The sequence below is a fragment of the Actinoallomurus acanthiterrae genome (assembly GCF_054775715.1).
This window is the reverse complement of sequence record NZ_BAAHCO010000001.1, coordinates 10455377-10480448: the sequence shown is the minus strand read 5'-3', so window position 1 is coordinate 10480448 and position 25072 is coordinate 10455377. Positions and strand designations below refer to the sequence as shown.

At 72.2% G+C, this 25072-nt stretch carries 20 protein-coding genes; 13 read left to right on the top strand and 7 right to left on the bottom strand.

Going from position 1 to position 25072, the window contains the following annotated elements; genetic code table 11:
* Positions 1-37 precede the first annotated feature (37 nt).
* Genes ACYVF7_RS49445 through ACYVF7_RS49435 form a run of 3 tightly spaced genes read right to left on the bottom strand, consistent with a single transcriptional unit; the run spans position 38 to position 4799 of the window.
* The gene (locus ACYVF7_RS49445; protein ID WP_460353518.1) at positions 38-2113 is read right to left on the bottom strand and encodes an IucA/IucC family protein; all 2076 of its coding nucleotides are present in this window, start codon (positions 2111-2113) and stop codon (positions 38-40) included.
* The gene (locus ACYVF7_RS49440) at positions 2110-3684 is read right to left on the bottom strand and encodes an IucA/IucC family protein (RefSeq protein ID WP_460353517.1); all 1575 of its coding nucleotides are present in this window, start codon (positions 3682-3684) and stop codon (positions 2110-2112) included. The genes ACYVF7_RS49445 and ACYVF7_RS49440 overlap by 4 nt, the downstream gene beginning before the upstream one ends.
* The gene (locus tag ACYVF7_RS49435) at positions 3681-4799 is read right to left on the bottom strand and encodes a siderophore biosynthesis protein (protein ID WP_460353515.1); all 1119 of its coding nucleotides are present in this window, start codon (positions 4797-4799) and stop codon (positions 3681-3683) included. Before ACYVF7_RS49435 ends, ACYVF7_RS49440 begins: the two co-directional genes overlap by 4 nt.
* Before the next feature lie 282 nt (positions 4800-5081).
* Between ACYVF7_RS49435 and ACYVF7_RS49430 the strand changes: the two genes are divergently transcribed.
* The 8 genes from ACYVF7_RS49430 to ACYVF7_RS49395 all read left to right on the top strand — a co-directional run bounded on the left by ACYVF7_RS49430 (position 5082) and on the right by ACYVF7_RS49395 (position 16516).
* Positions 5082-5861, top strand: coding sequence for an ABC transporter ATP-binding protein (locus ACYVF7_RS49430; RefSeq protein ID WP_460353513.1), 780 nt, complete (start codon positions 5082-5084; stop codon positions 5859-5861).
* A complete protein-coding gene (locus ACYVF7_RS49425; protein ID WP_460353510.1) occupies positions 5861-6457 on the top strand; it encodes an HD domain-containing protein in 597 nt (198 codons plus the stop codon). Before ACYVF7_RS49430 ends, ACYVF7_RS49425 begins: the two co-directional genes overlap by 1 nt.
* Positions 6458-6518: 61 nt before the next feature.
* On the top strand, positions 6519-6971 hold the full coding sequence (locus ACYVF7_RS49420) for a maleylpyruvate isomerase N-terminal domain-containing protein (protein WP_460353508.1): 453 nt from the start codon (positions 6519-6521) through the stop codon (positions 6969-6971).
* Between the two features lie 391 nt (positions 6972-7362).
* The gene (locus ACYVF7_RS49415) at positions 7363-8637 is read left to right on the top strand and encodes a tetratricopeptide repeat protein (RefSeq protein ID WP_460353505.1); all 1275 of its coding nucleotides are present in this window, start codon (positions 7363-7365) and stop codon (positions 8635-8637) included.
* Between the two features lies 1 nt (position 8638).
* Complete coding sequence (locus ACYVF7_RS49410) at positions 8639-11971, top strand: WD40 repeat domain-containing serine/threonine protein kinase (protein WP_460353502.1); 3333 nt, start codon at positions 8639-8641, stop codon at positions 11969-11971.
* Complete coding sequence (locus ACYVF7_RS49405; protein ID WP_460353500.1) at positions 11955-12833, top strand: tetratricopeptide repeat protein; 879 nt, start codon at positions 11955-11957, stop codon at positions 12831-12833. Before ACYVF7_RS49410 ends, ACYVF7_RS49405 begins: the two co-directional genes overlap by 17 nt.
* A 12-nt stretch (positions 12834-12845) precedes the next feature.
* On the top strand, positions 12846-15155 hold the full coding sequence (locus ACYVF7_RS49400) for an AAA family ATPase (RefSeq protein WP_460353498.1): 2310 nt from the start codon (positions 12846-12848) through the stop codon (positions 15153-15155).
* The gene (locus tag ACYVF7_RS49395) at positions 15152-16516 is read left to right on the top strand and encodes a protein kinase domain-containing protein (RefSeq protein WP_460353495.1); all 1365 of its coding nucleotides are present in this window, start codon (positions 15152-15154) and stop codon (positions 16514-16516) included. Before ACYVF7_RS49400 ends, ACYVF7_RS49395 begins: the two co-directional genes overlap by 4 nt.
* A gap of 75 nt (positions 16517-16591) precedes the next feature.
* Here the strand turns inward: ACYVF7_RS49395 and ACYVF7_RS49390 are convergent, their stop codons facing one another.
* On the bottom strand, positions 16592-16873 hold the full coding sequence (locus tag ACYVF7_RS49390) for a DUF4031 domain-containing protein (RefSeq protein ID WP_460353493.1): 282 nt from the start codon (positions 16871-16873) through the stop codon (positions 16592-16594).
* A gap of 45 nt (positions 16874-16918) precedes the next feature.
* Here ACYVF7_RS49390 and ACYVF7_RS49385 point away from each other — a divergent pair, with 45 nt between their 5' ends.
* From ACYVF7_RS49385 to ACYVF7_RS49375, 3 genes are read left to right on the top strand one after another with little or no spacing between them, the layout of a single operon-like run.
* Positions 16919-18298, top strand: coding sequence for a dipeptidase (locus tag ACYVF7_RS49385; RefSeq protein ID WP_460353490.1), 1380 nt, complete (start codon positions 16919-16921; stop codon positions 18296-18298).
* A gap of 14 nt (positions 18299-18312) precedes the next feature.
* Positions 18313-19215 carry an NAD(+) diphosphatase gene (gene nudC, locus ACYVF7_RS49380; RefSeq protein WP_460353487.1) on the top strand — a complete coding sequence of 301 codons (903 nt, stop codon included), beginning with the start codon at positions 18313-18315 and terminating at the stop codon, positions 19213-19215.
* Between the two features lie 12 nt (positions 19216-19227).
* Positions 19228-20433, top strand: a complete 1206-nt coding sequence (locus ACYVF7_RS49375) for a GDSL-type esterase/lipase family protein (RefSeq protein WP_460353485.1) — start codon at positions 19228-19230, stop codon at positions 20431-20433.
* A gap of 90 nt (positions 20434-20523) precedes the next feature.
* On the opposite strand, the gene ACYVF7_RS49370 is transcribed toward ACYVF7_RS49375, so the two are convergent.
* Both ACYVF7_RS49370 and ACYVF7_RS49365 read right to left on the bottom strand, forming a co-directional pair.
* Positions 20524-20805 carry a GYD domain-containing protein gene (locus tag ACYVF7_RS49370; RefSeq protein WP_460353482.1) on the bottom strand — a complete coding sequence of 94 codons (282 nt, stop codon included), beginning with the start codon at positions 20803-20805 and terminating at the stop codon, positions 20524-20526.
* 134 nt (positions 20806-20939) lie between these two features.
* The gene (locus tag ACYVF7_RS49365) at positions 20940-21314 is read right to left on the bottom strand and encodes a nuclear transport factor 2 family protein (protein ID WP_460353479.1); all 375 of its coding nucleotides are present in this window, start codon (positions 21312-21314) and stop codon (positions 20940-20942) included.
* 71 nt (positions 21315-21385) lie between these two features.
* Here ACYVF7_RS49365 and ACYVF7_RS49360 point away from each other — a divergent pair, with 71 nt between their 5' ends.
* Entirely contained in the window at positions 21386-21982 is a 597-nt protein-coding gene (locus ACYVF7_RS49360; RefSeq protein ID WP_460353476.1) for a TetR/AcrR family transcriptional regulator, read from the top strand.
* Between the two features lie 24 nt (positions 21983-22006).
* Here ACYVF7_RS49360 and ACYVF7_RS49355 read toward each other — a convergent pair whose 3' ends face one another.
* Complete coding sequence (locus ACYVF7_RS49355; protein WP_460353473.1) at positions 22007-23695, bottom strand: serine/threonine-protein kinase; 1689 nt, start codon at positions 23693-23695, stop codon at positions 22007-22009.
* Between the two features lie 409 nt (positions 23696-24104).
* Between ACYVF7_RS49355 and pfkB the strand changes: the two genes are divergently transcribed.
* Positions 24105-25055 carry a 1-phosphofructokinase gene (pfkB, locus tag ACYVF7_RS49350; RefSeq protein ID WP_460353471.1) on the top strand — a complete coding sequence of 317 codons (951 nt, stop codon included), beginning with the start codon at positions 24105-24107 and terminating at the stop codon, positions 25053-25055.
* Positions 25056-25072: the final 17 nt, after the last annotated feature.

The window sequence follows — 25072 nt, the reverse complement described above, 5'->3', positions numbered from 1 at the left end:
CCCCCGACGCCCTCCGGTTCCTGGGGTTTCGCGGCGGTCATGTCGGGAGCTCGGCGAGCGGGTTGGGGACGGAGACGTAGGTCGCCTGCCGGTCGGGGTCGCGGGCCCATCGGGTGCGCAGGTTGGCCTTTGCCGGCAGCGGGACGCCGGCCAGTAGCGCCCGCAGGCGGGCCGCGCCGTCCGTCCCCGGTGGCGTCTCGTCGGCGCAGCGGGCGACGTGCCGCCGTACCACCCGCCACAGCGCGGGTTCCAGCGACGGGCGCAGGTCCGCGAGGGCGGCCGCGACCTCGGCCAGGTGGTTGACGAACAGGCAGTACACGACGCGGTTCCAGCCGCGTTCGGCGTCGTACGTCAGGGCGCGGGCGACGGGGCCGGGCAGATCGCTGAGGAACGCCGCCCACGGCTCGGGCACGAGCTTGGTGCCCTCCAGGTCACGGAAGATCGCCCGGATCGGCATGCCATCGCCGTCGACCGCGACGAGGACGTTCTGCAGGTGCGGTTCGAGGACGACGCCGTGCCGCAGGTAGGCGTGCAGGACCGGCGGCACCACGTGCCGTACGTAGGCGTCCCACCAGGCCAGCAGCCGATCGGGCGACACGTCGTCCCCGAGCAGCGTCGCGACGGCGGCGGGGCTGCCGCCGTCCGGGTCGGCGATGGCGGCGGCCAGCAGCGGGGTGCCCGGCAGGCCGCGCACGCCCTCCCGAACGATCACACTGAGCCCTTCCCGCAGGCGGGTGCCGCCGACGGACACCGTCCGGTAGCCGGGCTCGGTGAGCAGCTCGCAGGGCAGCCCGTCGAACACCGGCCGCAGCGCCCGCGTCAGCGCCACCGCGCCGGACAGCTCGTACCAGGCGTTCTTGCGCACACAGTTGGTGATGCGGACGTCGAGGCTGAACTTCAGGAAGGCGTCCGGGACGTACACCGTCCGCACGGACGACGTCGGCACCGCCTCCGGGCCGTACGGTCCGAGATCGACGATCGCGTCGGAGTCCGGCCGGAGCAGCGCGAGCTGCCAGGGGTGCGCCGGGAGGACCCGGTAGCCGGCGCGGACGGAGGGGCCCAGCCGGTCCAGGAGGGAGACGTCGCCCTCCTCGGCGACGGCGTCCTCTCGTACGGCGAGCCAGTGCAACGGGAACCGGGCTCCGGTCTCGGGGGCGTACGCCGGCCAGTCGGCGCCCTGCCGCGACTTGGGGGAGGGGTGGAAGCGGTGCCCGGCCATCAGGGACTGCTCCGACCGCAGGAAAGGGTCGGCGTCGCCCGGCCGCCGCTGCCGGGCGATGAGCTCCATGGCGTCGTGGCTGGCCGCCACCTGCGCGGTGAATTCCGGGTTCGCCGTCCCGGTCGTCAGCTCCAGCTCCCCGGCGATCAGGTCGGTGAGCCGCCGCCAGTCCACGGGCATCCAGCCGTCGCGCCGCTCCTCGATCGGGCCGGCCAGGCGGGGGCTCATCAGCGAGGGCCGGCGCAGGCGGGCGCGCAGGGTGACGCCGACGCGGGGCAGCCGGGCGGTGAGGTACGGCTCGCCGACCCGGACCTGCTGCTCGGGCGCGCACAGCTCGCGGACCGCGCAGTTGAGCAGGGCGAGGGCGGTCGCCTCGTCCGCGTCGGACGAGCCGGGCGCCACAGGGGCGGTGGCGCCGGTGCGCCGGTTCGCAGTGTCGGATGAGCTGGGCGCCACAGGGGCGGTGGCGCCGGTCCGCCCGATCGCCGCGTCGGCTGAGCCAGGCGAGCCAGGCGAGTCGGGCGACGAAGGGGCGGTGGCGTCGGTGCGCCGGTTCGCCGCGTCGGATGAGCTGGGCGACACAGCGGCGGTGGCGCCGGTCCGTCCGATCGCCGCGTCGGCTGAGCCGGGCGAGACGGGTGTGGTGGCCTCGTTCGCGTAAGCCCGCCGCGCCGCCGGATCGAGCGAGTCGAGGGTCGTGGCCTCGTTCGTGTCGACCCGCCGCGCCGCCGGATCGGACGAGTCGGGGGCGGCGGCCTCGTCCTCGTCGGTCCGCCGGATCGCCGCGTCGGATGAGGCGGGCGAGACCGGGGCGGTGGCCTCGTTCGCGTCGACTCGCCGGGTCGCCTGGTCGGACGAGCGGGCAGAGGCGGGGGGCGGGGCGAGCGGTGTCACGTGGCCGACCTTTTCGCGTTGAGGTAGTTCGGCCCGGGCGGGCCGTAGTGCTTGTTGATGTCCTGGGCGCCGGTGCGGTCCTTGCCGACGAGGGTCCCGGCGGTGATCATCGCCTTGACGGGCAGCCGGTCCGCGTCGAGCGTGCGCGCCCGCAGGAAGCCGGTGTCGTCGTACGCGTCGAGCGCCACGCCGAGCCGGTCGCGGACGAGACCGAGGCCGGTGTCCAGGTCGAGGAGGCCGCGCTCGGCGAGGCCGAAGGCGAGCGCGCCGGCGCACAGGTGCACGGTGATCGTGACGAAGACGCGGGCCAGGGCCTCTGGGTCGGAGGTGAGCAGGCGCGGGTCGGCGAACTCCTCCGGACCCGGGGCACGGCCCAGCGCGCGGGCGAGCCGGTCCAGGTCGATGAGCGCCCCGTCGTTGTCCTTGATGATCAGGTGCGGCGGGTCGCCGGGCACGATCGAGACGTTCTGCTGGTGGGCCTCGAGCGCGATGCCGTACCGCGTGGCGAGGAGAACGTTCCAGTCGAACAGCACGCCCAGGTACGCCCCGAAGAAGCCGGCGACGTCGTCGGTCAGCTCCTCGATGACGTACGGGCCCTCCGGCGTCCGGGCGAGCAGCGCCGCGACCGGGACGCCGTCGGCGGGCAGCCGCCGCACCAGGTATCCGCGCAGCGGGTCGTCGTCCGCGTGACCGTACGTCTGCTCGTCGGCGAGCAGGATCGGGGCCTTCTCTCGCTCGGCCACGGCGCGCAGCACGCGCTCGACGAGCGCGCCGTCGGAGAGCGTGCCCGGCATGATCACCCGCCGGTTGCGCAGCCCGAGCGTGCTGATCGGCAACGGGAGCTTCAGATGCTCGCGGGCGTCCACCGCCACCGTGCGCATCGACAGCGTCGGGCGTACCGTGACGGCCGGCCCCGGCACGGTCGGGACCAGGCGGGCGGTCAGCGGATGCACGGGGAACACGTCGTGTCCCGCGGGCAGGCCCAGGTCGCCCGGGGCGGGCCACCACGCGGGACGGTCGCCGTGCCGCTCCGAGCGGGCCACGGCGGTCCACGCGAGCCGGAACGACGGCCCGAACTCCGGCGCGTACGCCAGCAGGTCGCGCTCGTCCAGGCCGAGACGGCATCGGGCGGCCGGATAGACCGGGTGGTCGAGGGCCGCGGCGAGGGCGTCGTACCGGGTGATCCCGGCCGGTCGCGTGCGTACGGCCTCGTGGAGGCGCAGGGCCCGCAGCGCCTCCCGGCACTCGCGCTCGAACGCCGCGACGTCGTCGCGCGGATCGGCCAGCGCGCGTACGACGCCGAGCACCTCCTCCAGCCCGACGGCGTCGTCCACGACGCGCTCGGCGAGAAACCCGGGCCACCGTCCCCACCGGCCCGGATCTCCCGGCGCCGTCGCGCTCAGCGCGACGGACCGGCCGCCGGGCAGGGTCAGCCGGTCGCCGTCGGCACGGCGGGCGAGCCCGCCGTAGTCCTCGCGCAGCAGCGCGTCCAGCACTCGTGCGGCGAGATTGCCCTCCTGGGCGGAACGTCCCGCTGCGACGACACGGCTCGGCGCGGACGGGTGGCTCATGCGTCGATCTCCCAGCGATGCCGCGCGCGGAACCGCCCGATCGCGGCGTCGACGCGGGCGGCGTCCGGGCCGACGGCGCGGATCGTACCGAGATAGTCCCGGTTGGTGCGGCTTCGCGCGATGACGTCACCGGGCTCGCGGACCGGCCAGTAGGCCACCCGCACGCCATCATCCTCGAACTCCTGCCGTACGGGCGCCGCGGTGAGCCTGCCGGACCGGTCCGCGATCACCGAGTCGACCGCCGCGTTCCCGGTGGGGGCCGGCGGCTCGGGCGTCGGTTCGCCCAGGTGGGCGCGGATCACCCATTCGAAGACCGGCACACCGAGCAGCTCGCCGAGCAGGAAGTCGCAGTGGTCGCCGATGATCCGGTAGTTCACCTCGACGATCCGCGCCCGGCCCTCCTGGGCGACGTACTCGGTGTGGCAGGCGCCGAACCCGACCCCGAGCCGCCAGAGCGCGTCCAGGACCTGGCCGGAGTACGGCGGCGGCGCCCAGTCGAGGCGTTCCTCGACGAAGTGCGGCGGTGGCGACAGCGTCGTACGGAACCCGCCGAGGACCCGGCCGTTCAGCGTCTCCAGCGTGTGCAGGTCACCCGGGAGGTACTCCTCGGCGACGAGCGCGTCCGGCCGCCGGTCCCAGATCTCGCGGCAGCGCGCGGCGAGCTCGGCCGCGTCCCCGACGAGGAAGACGTCCTCGCTGGCGACGCCCTCGCGCGGCTTGACCACGAGCGGGTACGGGGCGTCGGCGAGGGCGGGGGACTCCTGGCCGGGCAGGAGCTCGACGGCGAAGACGCCGCCCAGCGCGCGGCGCATGAGCGCCTTGTTCTTGGTGCGGAGCGCGGCGCGCCAGTCCTTGCCCGGCAGCCCGAAGTACTCGGCGGCCAGGGCGGTGGGCGCCTGCAGGTGGTCGCTGTTGGAGAAGATCGCGGCAGGGGCCTCGCGCCGGGAGACGGCGTCGATGACGGCCCGGAAGTCGGTGACGTCGCACCGCACCGTCTCCTCCGGCCACGATCGGTCCGTGAGCAGGGTGACGTCGAGGCCGAGCGAGGCCGCCGCGGGCAGGAAGCCGTGGACGACAGAGTCGGTCCGCTTGCCCGCCACGATGTAGAGCCGCACGAGTCTCCCGAGCAGTGAGGTTAGGCTTACCTAAGTCAATCGAGTGACCATAGTGGCGCGGCCGGCCCCCGGGCGCAACAAGCCGCCCCCGCGCGTGTCGGCCGCTGGCGCGACGCCCGCCGGTGCGACGGCCACTGGCACGACGGCCTCCGGTGCGAGGGCCGCGCTGGCGCAACGCCCGCCGGCGCGACGCATCGGGGGTGCGACAGCCTCCGGCGCAATGGCCGTCGGCCGTCCCCTCGCCAGGCGCGACGCATCGGGGGTGCCGTACGCTCGCTTTCGATGACTCCTGTGCTGCGTGTGGAAGACGTGCGCTTCGTCCGGGATCACCGGGCGCTGCTCGACGACGTGTCGCTCACCGTCCACGAGGGCGAGCACTGGGCCCTCCTCGGCGCCAACGGCGCGGGGAAGTCCACGCTGCTCAGCCTGGTCGGCGCCTACCAGCATCCGACGAGCGGGCAGGTGGAGGTCCTCGGCCACCGGCTCGGCCGGATCGACGTCCGCGAGCTGCGCGCCTGGATCGGCCACGTCAACCCGCACCACCCGCTCCGGTCCGCCCGTACGGTCCACGAGGTCGTCCTGACCGGCGCGACCGGTTCCATCGAGCTCGTGCCGCACTGGAAGCCCGCGCCGGAGCAGCTGGACCGCGCGGAGGAGCTGATCGACCTGCTCGGCCTGGCCGCCCGCCGCGACGCCCGCTGGCCGACGCTCTCGCACGGCGAACGCGGGCGCACCCTGATCGCCCGGGCCCTCATGCCTCGGCCGAGCCTGCTCCTTCTCGACGAGCCGGCCACGGGCCTCGACGTCGCCGCCCGGGAGCAGCTGCTGACCTCCATCGACCAGCTGCGGCGCGCGCAGCCGTCGCTGACCAGCGTCCTCGTCACGCACCACCTCGAGGAGCTGCCCGCCAGCACCACCCACGCGATCCTCCTGCGCGGGGGGCGGGTGCTGGCCTCCGGACCGGCCGACGGCGTGCTGACCACCGACCTGATCAGCGCGTGCTTCGACCACCCCATCACCATCGACAGGTCCGGCGGACGCTGGACCGCGAGGGCGGTCTGATGAGCCTGCTCACCCGCTGGCCCGGCCCCGAGGTCCTCGGCGCGGACCTGATCCGCCGCTACGAGGAGCCGCACCGCCGCTACCACACCGCCGAGCACCTCGCCGAGGTCCTCGACCGGATCGACGAGCTGGCCGGCGAGGCCGACGACGCCGACGTCGTACGCCTCGCGGCGTGGTTCCACGACGCGGTCTACCAGCCGCTGCACGCCGACAACGAGGAGCGCAGCGCCGTCCTCGCCGAGCGCATGCTCGCCGACACCGACCTGCCGGCCGAGACGGTGGCGGAGGTCGCCCGGCTGGTCCGGATGACCGCGGCGCACGACCCCGAGCCCGGCGACCGCAACGGCGCCGTCCTGAGCGACGCCGACCTGGCGATCCTGGCCGCCGACCCGGAGCGCTACGCGGCGTACGCCGCGGCCGTGCGCGAGGAGTACGCCGCGATCCCGGACGAGGCGTTCCGGCAGGGCCGCGCCGACGTGCTGCGCGGCCTGCTCGACGCGCCCGCGCTGTTCCGTACGGCGCCGGGCCGCGAGCGCTGGGAGACCGCCGCCCGCCACAACCTCAAAACCGAACTCATGCTGCTGGCGGCTCGCTAACTCTCAGAAGGGCACGATGACCGACACCTCCTGATCGGGACCGCCCATCGACGTCCGGCCCGTGCTCGCCGAGCAGCAGGTCGCGTTCATCGACCTGCTGCGCTGCCTCGACCCAGGCGAGTGGTCCCAGCCGACGATCTGTCCGGGATGGAGCGTCAAAGATGTCGCCGCGCACGTGCTCGGCGACCACATCGGACGACTGTCCATCCATCGCGACGGCTTCCAGGTGCTGCATCCGCGCGACGGCGAGGCATTCCCCACGTGTCCGGCTATTCCCTGGTCGCCGACAACGACTCGATCGTCCTGGTGGGCGACGACGACCACGCCACCGATCTCGTCAGGCGTCCCGGGCAGCGAGTTATCGCCACTATGGCCGACATCCTCCAGGAATTCGCTCCCCGGGCCGGTGTCGTGGTCCTGCACCTTCTACATCCCAACGGCACGTCAGCGAGATCAAGTGGGCGGGAAAGAAGGATCTCGCGCTTCTCCCCGATGCGGCAAAGAAGGGTTTTGACGCCTTCCTTACCAGGGGCGCGCGTCAATTGGAGGATCCGTCGGAGACCGATGCCATCGAGAAGTCGGGGATGCATCACATCCGGTTCAGCCAGGGACAGAGAGGTATGGCAGGGCTGGGCCTGGCAATGGGGGCTGTGGTCGCCGCCATGCCGCTGATAGTCGGTGAACTCGACGAGGCGGACAGTCGGCGCCTGGTCCACATCAAGGATCTGAACCCGGGAAGCAGGCACCGATACGACCTGGTCGACCCGTGCCGGTCACACCCACGGTACTGGCCACGATAACGGCGATTGACCGGCGTCGCGCCGGCCTGCTCGACGCGCCCGCGCTGTCCCGAGCGGCGCCTGGGGTCGCCTATAAAGACATCTTCGTCTGTTAGATTGTGGCTCGTGACACCTGAGGAGATGCTGCGCCTGGGGATCGAACGCAACAAGCAGGGCGATCTCTCCGAGGCGGAGAGGCTTTTCAGCGCGGCAGCCGAGGCGGGGAACGTCGAGGCGATGAACTGGTGCGGCGTCCTGCTGGGCAAGCGGGATGACTCCGCGGGAGCCGAGGAGTGGTATCGCAAGGCTGCCGCCACGGGGGACGTCCTCGGCGCCTACAACGTCGCCTACACCTTGGGGCAGCGCGGGGACCATGCCGAGGCCGAGGAGTGGTACCGCAAGGCCGCCGATGGTGGCGACGAGGACGCGGTGTGGGGACTGGCCCGCACGCTCTCGGACCTGGGCAGGCCCGACGAGGCCGAGGGCCTCTACCACAGGGCGGCCAGGAGCGGGAACGTGCCCGCGATGAATCGCTACGGACGCTCGATGGAGCGTCAGGGAGACGCGGAGAGGGCCGAGCACTGGTATCGCAAGGCGGCCGACGAAGGGAACGTCGACGCCATGTTCAACCTCGGGCTCCTGCTGCGGAAGGGAGGGGACGCGGCTAAGGCAGCGCAGTGGTTCCAGAAGGCCGCCGACACGGGCGACGAGCAGGCGCGAACCGAGCTCGCCCGCACGCGGGAGGCTCTGGAGCAGCGTTCTGCCCCGTCCGCTCCCGCCGCTCCCGCCGGGTCCGCCCCCGTCATCACCTTCGACACGTCCGGGTTCGAGTCGCATGAGAAAGGCCGATGGTTCGACCCGCAAACGCGTGACGCCGTCGTGCTGAACGTCCGGGATGCGCTGCCGCCCACCCCGGTCTGGCTTGAGGACCTGGATACGCTCCGCCGTGAACTGGCGCGCGCGCACGCCGCGACGGGGGACGGGCGGGGAAGCCGATCGCCGCGGCTGGTGGAAGCGGACATCGTCTCCCTGGACGGGGTGCGAACCCTGTACTCGCTCGTCGCCGAGCCCCTGCCTTCCTCTCCCACCGGACGGCTCTTCCGAGCGTCGTTCGTGCTGGCCAAGGCGTCTCGTACGGTGATCCTGCGGGGGCAGTTCGAGGAGTGGGACATCAGCGGCATACGTGAGACGACGGTGCTGATCCGGCGTGGCATTGCCACCGGCCGGACGCCGCATCCCTACGCCCCGGAACTCCCCTACGAGCCCAGCGACGCGCCCGAGTGGGATTCCCTGATTCCGAGCCACCCGCTGACGAAGGCTCGGGAATGGGTACGGAGCGTCATCGCGTCCGCGGTGGTCGACCGTGACTTCGCGGCGCTGGACGACTTCCGCGCCGCCTGACATGGGCGAGGTTCCGCCGGTCTGGCGAGTCGGGGACGTCATCGCGGACCAGTACGAGGTGACGCACGTCCACTCCAGCGGTGGGATGGGCCTGGTCTACCGGGTTCGGCACCTGCGATGGGACACGGACCTGGCGGTGAAGTGCCCCCGGCCCGAGATGTTCCGCACCCCGGGAGGGCGGAGCCTGTTCGTCACGGAGGCTGAGACCTGGGTGTCGCTGGGCCTGCACCCGAACGTGTGCTCCTGCCACTACGTGCGCGTGCTCGGCGGCATCCCACGGGTCTTCGCCGAATACGTCCCCGGCGGCAGCCTGCGGGACCGCATCGACGATCACAGCCTCTACACCGGTGACGATCGCCGGGCTCAGATCCGGATCCTGGACCTGGCGATCCAGACCGCATGGGGGCTGCAGCACGCACACGACCGTGGCCTGGTCCACCAGGACGTGAAGCCCGCCAACGTCCTCATCGACGATGACGGGACCGCGAAGGTCACCGACTTCGGGCTCGCCCGCGCCCGCACCGCGGCTGCGGGCGCTGGTGACGGACCGGACCGCGCCGATGCCAGCGTGCTCGTGTCGACCGGCGGGATGACCAGGGCGTACGCGTCGCCGGAGCAAGCCGAAGGGCTGCCGCTGAACCGGCGGACCGACGTCTACAGTTTCGCGGTCTCGGTGCTGGAGATGTTCACCGGCGGAGTGACCTGGATGATGGGGGCGGCCGCCGGTGAGGCGCTCGCCGCCTACCGGGCAGGCGGAGCAGGCGAGGCAGGCCTGCCGGAGATGTGCGAGGGCGTCGCGGAGCTGCTCGAACACTGCCTCGCGGAGCGGCCGGAGGATCGCCCGCGTTCCATGGCCGACGTCGCCGCCGAGTTGCGGGCCCTCTACCGCCGGATCGCCGGTCACGACCACCCGCGCCCGGAACCACACCCCGCGGACCTGCGGGCGGGCGAGCTCAACAATCGCGCGTTGTCGCTGCTCGACCTCGGGCGGCCGGCCGAGGCCGAGGAGTCGTTCGCGGCGGCGTTGGCCGCCGACCCACGACACCCCGAGGCCATCTACAACCTGGGCCTGCTCCGATGGCGGCGCGGCGCCATCACCGACGAGGACCTCGTCGCCGACCTCGAGGCGGTCCACGCCGACACGGGTCACGCCCGGCTGGATCTGCTCACCGAGGTTCATCGCGAACGCGGCGAAACTCCGTCGGGCGGGCCCGAGATCCGCCGCATCCCCTGGTACGTCTACGAGCAGTGGGCGGAGCAGCGACGGGGTGAGCGTGTCCGCCGGTCGCCGCCCGGCATTGAGATCCGTCTCACCCCCGACGGGCGGCTGGCGCTGACGGCCTGCGACGGGACGGTGCGGCTGTGGGAGGTCGCGACCGGCCGATGCCTGCTGGAGCTTGCGGGGGTGACCCATGCCGTCGACATCAGCGCCGACGGCCGCTACGCGGCCGGCGTCGGCTCGGACCAGCTCGTCCGGCTCTGGGATCTGAGGAACGGCCGCGAGCTTCGGACCTTCACACCGCACTATCGCTCGGGCGACACGGTCGTACGGTCGCTGCGCCTGGCACTGGACGCGGGCAGCGTCGCCGCGGGCACCAGCGACGGCACGGTCGTGGTGTGGGCGGTCGGCAACGGCCAGGCCCGACACGTCGTCGAGGGGTATCTGAGGGGGCCGGTCGAGGTGAGCTCCGACGGCGGCCTCATGCTCTTCCGTACGCAGGAGGGGATCGCCTGCGTGCCGAAGGCGGCCGCCGGCCGCGACCGGCGGGTTCTGCCGGCCAACGATCAGCTGGACGTCCCGATCCACCTCGCCGCCGACCGGAGAACCGCCGCCACCGCCCACGTCGGGGAGGTTCGCGTGTGGGACGTGGAGAGCGGCGAGTGCGTCCGCGCCATCGCCTGCTCCGCGGAGAGCCTCGCGCTGAGCGACGATGCGCGGCTGCTGCTGACCGGGGGACGCGACGGCGTGGTCCGGCTGTGGGAGGTCGCGACCGGCCGGTGCCTGCGCAGCTACCGGGGCCACGCGGGCAGGGTGGCCGCCGTCGTGCTGCCGCCCGGCGGCGGCCGGGCGTTGTCGGCGGGTGAGGACGGTACGGCGCGGTGGTGGCGGCTGCCCGCCCCCTACACCGCTCCGCCCCGGCTCAGCCGGCCACGCCGGCACGCCGAGCTCACCGATTCCCAGCGCAGGGTGACGGCGATGGTCGGCGAGGCCGAACGCGCCAGGGCCACAGGGCGCCTGAACGAGGCCCTCGACGTCCTGACCCGGGCGCGCGCGACACAGGGCCACGAGCGGACACCGGAGGTCCTGGCGGCGTGGCGGGCCTTGGGGCGCGAAGCCGGCGTCGTCCGCACCGGGCTGCGCGCGGGCTGGTCGCCGCGGGTCGTCGCGTCCTACGATGCCGCCGTCGTCGGCCTCGCCTGCTCGGCCGACGGGACGGCGCTGGCGGTCAGACTGGGCGACCGCACCGGCCACGTCCTCGACGCCGGCACCGGCGAGAGCCACCTGATCATCGGTGATCTGCCGAACTCGTGGGGACCGGTCGAGCTGACCCCCGATGGACGGCGCCTGTTGCTGGCGAACCCGGACGGCTCCCTCGACGTGTGGTCGGTCACGACGGGCGACCGCCTCGCCTCGCTCCGGCTCACGCTCGGCGCCGGCTCGGCGCGCTTTACGGCAGATGGACGGCTGGCCCTGGTCAGGGGCGGCGACAACACCGTCCGGCTGTGGGACATGGAATCCGGTGAGTGTCTGAGATCCCTCGACGCCGACCACGACCTGACCACCACGCTGTGGCTCGATCCGGACGGCCGCCTCGCCGCGACGAGCGGCTCCGACAACGCCATCCGCCTGTGGGACCTCGATGACCGGCGGCGCCCGCGGGTGTTCCGCGGGCACACGCACGCGATCCACGCGCTCCAGGCGAGCGCCGACCGGCGGTTCCTGCTCTCGACCGGCTGGTACGACGACCGGACGATCCGCGTCTGGGACACCGCGACGGGCGAGTGCGTCAGGGTGCTGGAATCTCCCGGCGGCAACGCGAGGGCGGCCCGGCCGACCAGCGACGGCCGCTTCGTCGTCTCGTGCGGGGACGATTCCACCATCCGTGTGTGGGGGGTCACCGGTGGCCGATGCCTCCGTGCGCTCACCGGGCACACCGGGAGCGTCAACGACGTTGTGCTGGGCCCCGGCGAGACCGTCGCGTTCTCCGCCGGAGCCGACGGGACCGTCCGGGCGTGGGAGTTCGACTGGAACCTGGCCGTGCGCGGACCCTCCGGTGCCGGCCCGAAGACCGATTCCGACGGAAAGGGAGGCGGCCATGCCGTTGTTCCGTAAGCACGACCAGGCCGTGACCGACTCCGGCGCTGCCGCGGTCCCGAGCGTGCCGGGGATGGGACCGCTCATCCGGACCATCCTCGACATGACCGCGAACCCGCAGTTCGACACCGCCGCGGCGAAAGATCATCATGGGGCCGAGGCCGGCGACACCGATGCCATGATCCGCCAGGGTGCGAGCCTCCTCGCGGAGGGGCGCACCGCCGAGGCCACGGAGTCGTTCCGTCGCGCCGCGGACGCGGGCAGCGCGGTCGCGATGCACAACCTCGCCGTGCTCGCGGTGAAGGCGGGCGACCAGGAGGAGTCGCGAACGTGGCATCGGCGGGCCGCCGAGCGCGGCTACGCGCCCTCCATGGTCGCCGTGGCGTTCGACGCGGTCGACAGGGACGACCTGCCCGAGGCCGAGAAGTGGCTCGGCGCCGCCGCGGATCAGGGCGACCCGACGGGCATGCTCGTGCTGGGCACGCTCCTGCTGCAGAGCGGCCGTACGGCCGAGGCCGAGCGGTGGCTTCGCCGTGCCGCCGACGCCGGCGATTCGAGCGCCATGTACAACCTCGCCCAGCTCATGGAGGCGGGTGGGCGTCTGCCGGAGGCGGAGCAGTGGTATCGCAGGGCCGCCGAGGCGGACAACCCTCAGGCGATGAACAACCTCGGTAACATCCTCTCCGACACCGGCCGCGCCGCCGACGCGCTTGAGTGGTATCGCCGTTCGGCCGAGGCCGGTGAGCCCATGGGGATGCTCAATCTCGGTGGAATGCTGGAGAGCAGCGATCCTCACCAGGCCGCCCAGTGGTACCGGCGCGCCGCAGACGCGGGTCTTTCCAGGGCCGCGGAGCGGCTGCGACGGCTCCAGGAACGCTGACCGGGCGGGCGCGTGGCGAATCGGAGCACCGGTTTCTTTCTCGCGATCGAATTGGCCCGACTGGAGGCCATGGCAGGCGGCTCGACGAAGATCGAGGCCGGGCATCTGCTGATGGGTCTGACGAAACTGTGCCGCGCCGACATCGGCGAGGTTCTCCAGCGGGCGGGCACCGTGGCGCAACGCTCGGATCTTCAGGCCGTGCAAGAGGAGTCCCAGCGGCTGCGCTGGCGGTTCGCCGCGGCCGGTGTGGACCCGGACCGGCTGCGCCGCCGGCTTCGCGCCGTCCACGTGGTGGGCCCGCGGCTGACCTCGCCCACCGAGCTCCGGCTCGGGCGTACTGTACTCCGCCGCGCGGACGATCTGGCAGGCCAGGACATCGTCGATGCCGTCGCGTTGCTGCGGGCGGTATTCGAGAACCTCACGTCCCCCAGCGAACAGGTTCTGGCCCACCTGGGCATCGATGATCCGCTCGCCGCCTTCTTCCCACGGCCTGAGCGGCGAGAGACGCCGTTTCTCGATGAGTACGGCCGGGACCTGACCGAGCTGGCCCGCGCGGGCAGGCTTCCCCCATTGATCGGACGGCGCGCGGAGCTGCGTGCCCTGGCCCGGGTGCTCGTGCGGCAGCACAAGACCAATGCGGTGCTGGTCGGCGAGGCCGGGGTGGGAAAGACCGGAATCGTCGAGGGGCTGGCACGGCGACTCGCCGCGCCCGACGCCCCCGCGGATCTGGCCGGAAGCCGAATTGTCGAACTGTCGATGACCGCGCTGCTCGCCGGGGCCGGTTACCGGGGCGAGTTCGAGGAACGGGTCCAGGCGGTGCTGAGAGAGGCCGGTGAGAACCCGGAGCTGATTCTGTTCATCGACGAGCTTCACACGGTGCTCGGCGCCGGTGGCCGCGCGGCAAGTGACGCCGCCAACATTCTCAAGCCCGCGCTCGGCCGGGGCGAGATTCGCTGCATCGGTGCCACGACGCCCGGCGAGCATCGCCGTTACCTCGAGAGCGACCCCGCGCTGGACCGCCGGTTCCAGGTGATCTGGGTGGAGGAACCGACGCGCGCCGAGGCCGTGGAGATTCTCGCCGGGCTGCGGGAACGGCTCGCCGATCACCACGGGGTGGAGATCGCGTGGGAGGCCGTCGAGGCAGCAGTCGACCTCGCCATCCGGTTCCTCCCGGACCTACGGCTTCCGGACAAGGCCATCGATCTGCTGGATGAGGCGTGCGCGGCGGCCCGGATCCGCACCCTGAGCCCGGGAGCCCCTCCGGCCATCGGGGTGGACCGGGCCGCACTCGCCGCCGTCGTCGCCGAACGCGTCCGGCTCCCGGTGGAGCGGGTCGCGGCGGGCGAGGCGAAGCGGCTGCTCACACTGGAGGAACGGCTGCGGCAGCGGGTGATCGGCCAGGACGAGGCGGTGGAGGTCGTCGCCGAGGCGGTCCGGACCTCCCGCGCGGGACTCGGCGATCCGCGGCGGCCGATCGGGGTGTTCCTCTTCGCGGGGCCGACCGGCACGGGCAAGACCGAGCTGGCCAAGGCGCTCGCGGCACTGCTCTTCGATGACGAGCGGCGGCTGATCCGCATCGACATGTCGGAGTACAAGGAGCGGCACGCGATCTCGCGACTGCTCGGAGCACCGCCCGGCTATCTCGGGCACGACCGTGAGGGGCAGCTCAGCGGCCCCCTCCGAAACCACCCGCACAGCGTCGTGCTCTTCGACGAGGTGGAGAAGGCCCATGAGGAGGTGCTCGACCTGTTCCTGCAGATCTTCGACGAGGGGTCGCTCACCGACGCGCGGGGCCGCCGAGTCTCGTTCACCGACGCGGTGGTCATCCTCACCTCCAACCTCGGCGCAATGCCCGCAGCGGCGCACAGAGCGATCGGGTTCGGAGCGGCGGGGGCGGAGGATCCGGCGCCTGCAACGGGCGACGATCCCACCGAACGGGTCATGGCGGCGCTGCGCACCACCTTGCGGCCCGAACTGCTCGGCCGTATCGGGCGGGTCGTCGTCTTCAAACCACTTCCCCCGGCGGCGGTGCGGCGGATCGTCGACACACTCGTGGACCGCGTCCAGGAACGTCTCGCCGATCGGGCGATCACACTCGTCCTGACCGGCGAGGCCTATGAGTTCCTGCTCCGGCACGCCGACACCGCGCGGTCGGGCGCCCGGGCGTTGGAACAGACCGTCGAGCGGCTGCTCGTCCAGCCGCTCGGCAGAGCGTTGCTGGCCGGGCGGCTCACCGACGACACGACGGTGCGGGTCGGGGCCGCGGGAGATGCCCTCACCTTCGCACGCGTCGACGGGCCGAAAGGAGCGCCGTCATCATGATGCGACCCGCGACCGTGACGCTGAGGGTGGTGAAGGGACGGAAGGAGGGGACCGAGCACGTCTTCGCCGAGCGCACCACATGTGTGCTCGGACGCGCGGCCGACTGCGACCCCCGGCTGCCCGACGACGAGCACCATCGGACGGTTTCCCGGCACCACTGCCTCCTCGACATCAACCCGCCCGATGCGCGCATCCGCGACTTCGGCAGTCTCAATGGGACCTATGTCAACGGCACGAAGATCGGCCAGCGTCAGGCGCATCAGACACCCGCGGAGGGGATGGCGGAAAGCCATCCCGAGCACGACCTGACCGACGGCGACGAGATCCGCATCGGCGAGACCGTCTTCCGTGTCGCGATCGACGCTCCCGCCCGGGATGGCGGAACCAGCCGACTCGCCCGGTGCGCCCGGTGCGGCCGGGAGGTGGACGACGAGGTCGGGGAACGCACCGGAGAGTACGTGTGCGCCGCGTGTCAGTCCGACCCGTCCGCAGTGCTCCGCGTGCTGCTGGAGGTCGCGCGCAACGGTCGCACCGACCTCGCCGCCATCAGCGATTATGAGCCGCTCCGCGAGCTCGGCCGGGGTGGAATGGGCGCGGTCCATCTCGCGAGGAACCGGAGGACGGGCGAGGAGGTGGCGCTGAAGGTGATGCTGCCCAAGGTGGCGGCGAGCGAGGAGGCGTGTGCACGCTTCCTCCGCGAGATCGGGCTCACCCGGGCACTGCGGCATCAGAACATCGTGAGCCTGCGCGATGCCGGCTTCGCCGATGGGACGTTCTTCTTCACCCTGGAGTACTGCCCCGGTGGCGGGCTGGACGGGATGGTGCGCCGCCGGGGTGGCAGGCTGCCGGTCGAGGAGGCCGTTCCGATCTTCCTCCAGGCCCTGGACGGTCTCGCCCACGCGCACGGGCAGGGTGTCGTACATCGCGACCTCAGCCCCTCCAACATCCTGTTGAGCGAGAACGAGGTCGGCTCACCGGTCGCCAAGGTGGCGGACTTCGGTCTCGCGAAGGCCTTCGACCAGGCAGGGTTGAGCGGCCTCACCCGCACCGGCACGGCCGCGGGCAAGCCGTGGTACATCCCGCGTCAGCAGGTGATCAACTTCCGCGCCGCCTCTCCCGCAGTGGACACCTGGGCGCTCGCCGCGTGCCTGTACCAGGTCATCAGCGGGCACCGGCCTCGGGAGTTCCCGCGCGGCAAGGATCCCTGGCGGGTCGTCCTGGAAACGCCGGCGACCCCGATCCGCCGACACGATCCCGGCATTCCGCGGGCACTCGCCGAGGTCATCGACCACGCGCTCCAGGAACGGCCCGCGATCGGCTTCCAAACCGCCGCCGAGCTGCGCGACGCCCTGAGCTCGTGACCACAGGTGCTGCGGCTCGAGGCTCGGCGTGACACCCGAGGGAGGCCGCCGTCCGCCACGACCTCGAGACCGAGCTCATGCTGCTGGGCCGCGCCTGACCTGCGACTTCCGGCGGCGCAGCCCCGCCCCGATGAGGCGGGTCACCAGCTCCTGCGAGCCGACCGGCGTCGCGCCCAGGCCGATCGCCGCGTCGTACACCTCCGCCGGGACGTCGTAGTGATCCCGATCGAACGCCCGGCGCGGCACGCCCAGCCGATCGGCGAATGCGTGCAGCTCCTCGTACGAGAGGTCGCTGACCATGTGCGACCAGAGCCGACCACGCGCGGGCCAGAGGGGGCGATCGATGTAGACGGTCACCGGACTAGAGTGCCAGAGGACCTTCTTCCTGCCAGAAAGCTGCACATGGACGTACGTGCCTACATCGATGCCAACGCGAGCGGGTTCTTCGACGAGTTGAAGGAGTGGCTGGCGATTCCGTCGATCTCCGGAGACCCGGAGCGGCGCGACGACGTACGGCGCTCCGCCGAGTGGCTGGCCGAGCACCTGCGCGACACCGGCTTCCCGACCGTGGAGATCTGGGAGACCGGGGGCCTGCCGTCGGTGTTCGCCGAGTGGCCGGCCGAGGACCCGGACGCGCCCACGGTCGTCGTGTACGGGCACCATGACGTGCAGCCGGTCGAGCCCCTCGAGGAGTGGGAGACCGCGCCGTTCTCCCCGGTGGAGAAGGGCGAGCAGCTGATCGGCCGGGGCGCGTCCGACGACAAGGGCCAGGTCCTCTTCCACACGCTCGGGCTGAGGGCGAACCTCGCGGCGAGCGGCCGTACGGCCCCGCCCGTCACGGTCAAGATGCTGATCGAGGGCGAGGAGGAGTCCGGCTCCCCGCACTTCGCCGACCTGCTGACGGCGAAGAAGGACCGCCTGGCCTGCGACGCGATCGTCATCAGCGACACCACGATGTGGTCCGCGGACGTCCCGTCGATGTGCACCGGCATGCGCGGCCTCGCCGAGGTGGAGGTCTCGCTGTACGGCCCGTCGATCGACCTGCACTCCGGCTCGTTCGGCGGCGCGGTGCCGAACCCCCTGCACGCCATGACGGCGCTGCTCGCCGGCCTGCACGACGAGGGCGACCGCGTGACCCTCGACGGCTTCTACGACGGCATCGTGGAGCTCACCGAGGAGGAGCGGGCGCTGTTCGCCAAGCTGCCCTTCGACGAGCAGGAGTGGCTCGCGACGGCAGGCGGGTCCGGCGCCGCGCACGGAGAGGAGGGCTTCACCACCCTGGAGCGCATCTGGGCCCGGCCGACCGCCGAGATCAACGGCATGTGGGGCGGCCACACCGGCCCCGGCGGCAAGACGATCGTGCCCCGCGAGGCGCACGCCAAGCTTTCCTTCCGGCTCGTCGCAGGGCAGGATCCGCGCCAGGTGCACGAGGCGTTCCGCGCGTACGTCGCGGAGCACACCCCGCCGGGCGTCCGCGCGGAGGTCCGCGTTCCGGGCCCGGGCGTGCGGCCGTGCTTCTCGCCGATCGACTCGCCCGGCGTGCTGGCGGCCAAGCGGGCGATGGAGAAGGCGTTCGGCACGGAGGTGCTGTTCACCCGCGAGGGCGGCAGCGGCCCGGAGGCCGACCTCGCCGACATCCTGGAGGCGCCGCTCGTGTTCGTCGCCGTCGGGCTGGACGACGACCGCATCCACGCGCCCAACGAGAAGGTCGAGATGCCGCTGCTGCTCAAGGGCGCGGAGGCCGCCGCGTACCTCTGGGACGAGTTCCCCACCAGCCTCTGAGAGAGGGCCCCGCCGTGACCGAACCCCTAAAAGCACTCGACTGGCTGGCGCTCTCCCGCAGCACGCTCGACCGGGTGGGGGAGCGCCGCCGCGACGAGCCCTGGCTGGCCGCCGCGTGGGCCGACCCGGGGACTCGCGTCCTGGTCGTCGAGCGCGGTACCGCGCTGGTCCGGCCGGGGCCCGCCCTGGTCCTCCTCGGCCCGGGGGAGGCCCCGGAGGGGGAGCGGTACCTGCTCGGGGTCGACGCCGACGGGGTCGCCTACTTCGCGGTGTCCGCCCCGCTGCCCGCGATCGAGGGCACCGACCCCGCCGACCTGCGGCGCGTGGGGGCCGCGCTCAGCGACCGGGACGCCGGGCTGCTCACCCAGGCCGTCGGCCTGCAGAACTGGCACGCGACCCACACGCACTGCCCGCGCTGCGGGGCGCTCACGACGCTCGCCTCGGCGGGCCATACCCGGATCTGCACGGTCGACGGATCCGAGCACTTCCCGCGCACGGACCCCGCCGTGATCATGCTGGTGCACGACGGCGAGCGCATCCTGCTCGCGAGCGGCACCCGCTGGCCGGCGGACCGCGTGTCGATCCTCGCCGGGTTCGTCGAGCCCGGTGAGTCGCTGGAGCAGGCGGTCGCCCGCGAGGTGCGGGAGGAGGTCGGCGTCACCGTGCGCGACTGCCGCTACCTCGGCAGCCAGCCCTGGCCGCTGCCCCGCAGCCTGATGATCGGCTACTTCGCGACGGCCGACCCCGGGCAGGAGATCCGCATCGACGAGGACGAGATCAGCGGCGCCCGCTGGTACACCCGCGAGGAGCTGAAGGCCGCGACGGAGTCGGAGGAGATCCGCCTTCCCGGCCGGGTCTCGATCGCCCGCCAGCTCATCGAACGCTGGTACGGCGGACGGCTCCCCGGCGACTGGTGAGAGGCGGAACTCGTGAACCGTCAGGACGACGCCGCGTCCGGAGACACTGACTGGATCACCACGCCCGTCACCGCGGAGTTCGTGCGCGGCGTGCTCGAGCTGGAGCGTACCGAGCACGGGGTGCTGCCGCACCGGCTGCCCGCCCGGGCTCGCGCGCAGAGCGCCGACGGGCAGCTGGCCATGGCGGAGGCCCAGCCCTCCGGCGTACGGGTGGTGTTCCGCACCCGGGCCACCGTCATCGAGCTGGACGCGCTCCGCACCAAGATGGCCTACGAGGGCGCCCCGCCCCGTCCGGACGGCGTGTACGACCTGCTCGTCGACGGCCGCCTGGCGGGCCGGGCCGGCGTGACCGGCGGCAACGTCATGATGGTCGACATGGCGACCAGATCCGCGAAGACCCGGCCCGGCCCGGCCGGCACCGTCCGGTTCACCGATCTGCCCGACCGGGTGAAGGACGTCGAGATCTGGCTGCCGTACAACGAGATCACCCTGCTGGTCGCCCTGCGCACCGACGCCCCCGTCGCGGCCCTGCCGCAGGTGAGCCGCAGGGCGTGGCTGCACCACGGCAGTTCGATCAGCCACGGCTCGGACGCCGAGAGCCCCACCACGACCTGGCCGGCGCTGGCCGCCTCCCTCGGCGACGCGGAACTGATCAACCTGGGCTTCGGCGGCAGCGCCCTGCTCGATCCGTTCACCGCCCGCGCGATGCGCGACACCCCCGCGGACCTGATCAGCGTCAAGATCGGCATCAACCTGGTCAACACCGACCTGATGCGCCTGCGCGCGTTCACCCCCGCCGTGCACGGCTTCCTCGACACCATCCGCGAAGGCCACCCCACCGCGCCTCTGCTCGTGGTCTCGCCGATCCTCTGCCCCATCCACGAGGACACCCCCGGCCCCACCGTCCCGGACCTCAGCGGCCTCGGCGAGGGGAGACTGCGGCTGCGGGCCGCGGGCGACCCCGCGGAGATCGTCGCCGGCAAACTGACCCTGGGCGTCATCCGCGAGGAACTCGCCCGCATCGTGAAGCAGCGGGCGGCCGACGATCCGGCTCTGCACTACCTCGACGGCCGCGAACTCTACGGCGAGGCGGACTTCGCCGAGCTGCCGCTGCCCGACCAGCTCCACCCGGACGCCGCCACGCACCGCCGCATGGGCGAACGCTTCGCCGACCTGGCCTTCGGCACCGGCGGCCCGTTCGCTACCCAGCGCGCCTGAACCACACGCGTCGACCTGCCCGACCGTACATGGCGACTTGTGCCCGGCGAGGCGCGAGCGCCGCCGCAAGCCCTCCGGCCGCCGATTGGTCTAGATGAGGCCACGCATCTCGTTCATGGAGAAGCAGCGCAACGTCTCGGTCTCGGCGAAGCCGCGCCCGGCGACGACGACCGCGAACTTGGCGGCGGACTCATCGTCGGGTGCCTCGATGAGGACGACCTGGTCGTACCGCCCCATGCTCAGGTAGGCGCCCAGGACCTTCCCGCCCATCTCCTCGAAACCCTTGGTGACCTCGGTGACCCGGTCGGGCAGCGTCGCCACCTCGCGGCGTCCCAGGTCCGTCCACTTGCAGAGCAGCATGTACGTAGCCATGACGATGATCCCCCGATCAATGCGCTCACCAGGTCACATTCCCGCCCCCGACACCGCCAACCCGGCGAGGGACCCGGCCTGATCCCGATATGCGCTCCGCGGCACGCACGCCATTTTCTTCCTAGGGCGTGGGCCTATTCGGACGGGATGGTCCGCGTGGCTTGTACGGCGCGGCGCAGCCGGCCGTCGGCGGCCAGCTCGCCGAACAGGTAGATCTCCGTCCTGATGGTGCCGCCCTTGCGCAGCTCCGCGATCAGCCGGTAGCGGGCGGCGACGTGGTCGCCGTCCACCAGTGCCTGGTCCACCTCGACACGGAGGCCGGCGGCCCGTTTGCGGGCCGGGCGGATGTGGTCCAGCAGCTGCTGCCGGTCCAGCGGCACACCGTCGTTGACCAGCACGTAGTCCGGCGTGTGGTAGCGGTCGAGCACGGTGGCCGGATCCTCGTCGCCCAGCCCTGCCTCCTGCGGATAGCGGGTCAGATAGCCGGCCAGATCGGTACGAGGCGTCATCGGATCTCCCTCCGTCGAGCTTATTTTTGACACCGTGTCTACGTTAACGCGGGGGCGGTAGATTAGACAACGTGTCAGAGAAAAACGGTGAGCGGCGCCGTCGGCGGCGTTCGGACGCCGAGCGCAGCGCCGCCGCCGTGCTCGACGCCGCCGTCCAGGTGCTCGGCCGGCATCCGGACGCGAAGGTGGAGCAGGTCGCGGAGGCGGCCGGTGTCACGCGCCAGACCGTGTACGCCCACTACCCGTCCCGGCCGCTGCTGGTCGCCGCGGTCGTCGACCGGATCACCGCCGAAGCCGTCGCCGCGCTCGACGCCGCCGACGCGGCTGGCGGTACCGTCACCGACGCGCTGCTGGGCTGGCTGGACGTCACGTGGCGGTTGTTCGACCGGTATCCGCTGCTCCTGCACCCCTCGGTGACCGCCATCGGCGAGGCCGACTCCGACCGCCGGCATCTCCCGGTCGTCGAGCGACTGGAACGGCTGATCAGGCGTGGTCAGGGCGCGGGCGAGTTCGACCGTGCCCTCGACCCGGCCTGGCTGGTCTCCGCGACCGTCGCGCTCGGACACGCGGCGGGCGGCGAGGTCGCCGCCGGCCGCATGACCACAGAGCAGACGGCGGCGGCGCTCCGCCAGAGCATCCTCCGCGTGTACGGCGTCCGTGAGCGCTGATCGGCAAGGGGGAGTGAGTGCTGGTCACGTCGGCTGTTCGACGTAGATGTCACCGGCGAACCACCTCAGCGCTGCGCGGATCTGGGCATGGCCTTGCCTGCCGGTCAGTGTCCGGGCTTTGCATACGACGGTGCCCTGGAAGCCGGTGCCGGTCGCTGGGCGGTGTTTCTCGCGGAACCAGACGACGAGCTTGGCGTCAGGCCCGTCACCGATCACGCTGACCTGTTCGAGGGTGTCCCAGTCGATCGATATTTTCGCTGAACCCAAATCCGCATCCCAACGGTCGGGATCATAGGTGAAGCCGTTGGGCCGTAGGGTGAGGCGCCGGGGAGACGACGCTAGCCCCCATAGGGTGACCAGAACAACAAGGCCCAGAAAGACCGGCGGCATCATCACACCCACACCCGAAGGGGCCACCAGCAGTAGCACCGCGCTGCACACAGCCCCCACTAGCGCAGTGCTGACAAGAAATCTGATCGCCAACGAGGTCCTCTTCGCCGTGAAGGCCGCCGTGTCGACCGATGCCGGGCCGGCGCCGGGGTGGGGGACGTCGTAGGCGATCCTGATGGTGGCACCGGGGGTTGCCTCGATCCGCCGGAGTGCGCTGCGCTGTGGGCCGGTCTTCACCTGCACGGAGTGGACACCCGGGGCGAGGTGGAAGGTGCTGCTGCCGCTCGCGTGGACCGTGTCCAGGATGGTGTCGTCGAGGATGACGTCCAGTTCGCCTTGGCTGAGGTTCCCGACCATCAGGTTCGCCTGGTCCGGGGATGCGTCTGCCGCAGGCGGTGACGGGGCCTTCCGGAGCGTGGCCGGTTTCGTCTCAGGTGGGACGGCGGTCAGGGTTCCCACCGCCGCTGCCCGTTCGGTGATCATCGTGGTCATGCCGGGCGGGAGCCATCGTGTGGCGGTTTCGGTGGGCGTGGCGAACCGGTCGAGGATGTCGCTGACGGCGGGCCGGTCGGCGGGGTCCTTGGCGAGGCAGGCGGTGAGCAGGTCCGCGAGAGGTGCGGGTAGGCCGGTCAGGTCGGGATCGTCGTGGACGACCCGGTAGATGACCGCTTGGACGGAGCCGATCCCGAACGGGCTCTGGCCGGTCGCGGCGAAGGCGAGCGCGGCCCCGAGGGAGAACACATCGCTGGGTGGGCCGACCGCGTGCCCGCGCGCCTGCTCGGGGGACATGTACGACGGTGTTCCGATCACGGTTCGGGACGCGGTCTGCGAGGTGGCGTCCAGCGCACGGGCGATGCCGAAGTCGATGACGCGCGGCCCGTCGTCGGCGAGGACCACGTTGGACGGTTTGAGGTCGCGGTGCACCAGGCCGCAGGCGTGGATGGCGGTGAGTCCTTCGGCTAGGCCCTGCCCCAGCACGCTGATCGCCGCCTGGGGCAACGGCCCGTGCTGGTCGACGGCTTCCTGTAGCGAGGGGCCGGGGATGTAGGCGGTGACCAGCCACGGCGGGTCGGCGTCGGTGTCGGCGTCGACCACCTGCGCGGTGTAGAACCCGCCGACCCGGCGAGCAGCCTCCACTTCCAGGGCGAACCGGCGCCGGAACCCCGCGTCCTCGGCGAGTTCCGGGCGCACCAGCTTTACCGCGACCGGCCGCCCGCCCCGGGAGCGGCCCAGGAACACCTGCCCCATCCCGCCCCCGCCCAGCCTTCCCTCCAGCCGGTACGGCCCGACCACCCGCGGATCACCTGAGCGCAGCGACTCCATACGGGGATACCTCCCTCAAAGGAACATCCGCGTCTACTCAACTGGTTGAGATCATCTCAGGCGATGGGCCACCTGTGGAAGCGTGCGGCCGGCCAACCAGGGCACGAGGTCGAACGCTGCCGGAGTTCGCCGCAGTTCGACAACCGTGCGCCGGCCCTTCGGTCGCCGCGGGATCGCGCACGCCTTCTCGACGGGAGCGCGCCGGTCGTGGCCCCGACGTCCTAGCGCGATGACGCCTCCCTGGGGGTGGGCACCCCCTGTCTCCGCGAAGACCTGCAGGTGACATGCCCCGGGCTGGATGCGCCGTCGCCCCGCCACGGGGGGTGATTCGTGGGAAGACGTATGCCCTGACCCCTTGACGACCCCACGCAGTTGGGCGTAAACACATGGAAACACAGACGAAACGGCGGTGAACCAACACGTGATCGTCACGCTGACGCTCAACCCGAGCCTGGACCGCACGATCGAGGTGGACCGTCTCGTCACCGGTGCGGTGATCCGTGCCACCTCCGTACGGCTCGACCCGGGCGGCAAGGGGGTCAACGTCTCCCGTGCGCTGCTCGCGAACGACGTGCCGACGGTCGCGGTCGTGACCGCCGGCGGGGCGGACGGGGACCAGCTCGTCCACCTGCTGGAAGTCGACGGCATACCGCTCCGTGCGGTGCCGGTGGACGGCCGGACCCGTTCGAACGTGACGATCGTCGAGCCCGACGGCGTCGTCACCAAGCTGAACGAACCGGGCGAGCCCCTGTCTCCGGCGGAGCTGGACGCCGTCGCCGACATGGTGCTCGCCGCGACCGAGGGCGCGAGCTGGGTGGTGACGTGCGGCAGCCTGCCGCCGGGCGTTCCCACCGAGATCTACGCCCGGTTGTGTGAGTTCTTCACCGCCGCCGGAGTGCGGGTCGCCGTCGACAGCAGCGGCCCCGCTCTCCTGGCGGCACTGGAGGCGAAGCCCGTTCTCGTCAAACCCAACCGCGAGGAACTGGCCGAAGCCGTCGGGCGCCCGGTCGGCAGCCTGGGCGACGTCATCGAGGCGGCGGAGGAGCTGCGCGATCGCGGCGCCCGGACCGTGCTCGCGAGCCTCGGCGCGGACGGCGCCGTGCTCGTCGAAGAGGAAGGAGTGACGATCGGCGAGGCGCCGGTCGCCGCGCCGCGGAGCACCGTGGGCGCGGGCGACGCGCTGCTCGCCGGTTTCCTGGCCGCCGGAGCTCGGGGGGCACCGGCGCTCGCCGAAGGGCTGGCGTGGGGGGCCGCCGCCGTGAGCCTGCCCGCCAGCCGTATGCCGCGTCCCGAGGACATCCGGCGCGACATCGTCCGCATCCATACGCGTCCGGACCTCGGCCGGTCGCTCATCGCCTGATCGACGTTACGCAGATC

Excerpts from the sequence above, each read along its gene's own strand:
- ACYVF7_RS49395 (WP_460353495.1), top strand. The coding sequence starts at position 15,152 with ATGATGCGACCCGCGACCGTGACGCTGAGGGTGGTGAAGGGACGGAAG.
- ACYVF7_RS49385 (WP_460353490.1), top strand. The coding sequence starts at position 16,919 with ATGGACGTACGTGCCTACATCGATGCCAACGCGAGCGGGTTCTTCGAC.
- ACYVF7_RS49405 (WP_460353500.1), top strand. The coding sequence starts at position 11,955 with ATGCCGTTGTTCCGTAAGCACGACCAGGCCGTGACCGACTCCGGCGCT.
- ACYVF7_RS49365 (WP_460353479.1), bottom strand. The coding sequence starts at position 21,314 with ATGACGCCTCGTACCGATCTGGCCGGCTATCTGACCCGCTATCCGCAG.
- ACYVF7_RS49430 (WP_460353513.1), top strand. The coding sequence starts at position 5,082 with ATGACTCCTGTGCTGCGTGTGGAAGACGTGCGCTTCGTCCGGGATCAC.
- ACYVF7_RS49425 (WP_460353510.1), top strand. The coding sequence starts at position 5,861 with ATGAGCCTGCTCACCCGCTGGCCCGGCCCCGAGGTCCTCGGCGCGGAC.
- ACYVF7_RS49355 (WP_460353473.1), bottom strand. The coding sequence starts at position 23,695 with ATGGAGTCGCTGCGCTCAGGTGATCCGCGGGTGGTCGGGCCGTACCGG.
- ACYVF7_RS49410 (WP_460353502.1), top strand. The coding sequence starts at position 8,639 with ATGGGCGAGGTTCCGCCGGTCTGGCGAGTCGGGGACGTCATCGCGGAC.
- ACYVF7_RS49440 (WP_460353517.1), bottom strand. The coding sequence starts at position 3,684 with ATGAGCCACCCGTCCGCGCCGAGCCGTGTCGTCGCAGCGGGACGTTCC.
- ACYVF7_RS49370 (WP_460353482.1), bottom strand. The coding sequence starts at position 20,805 with ATGGCTACGTACATGCTGCTCTGCAAGTGGACGGACCTGGGACGCCGC.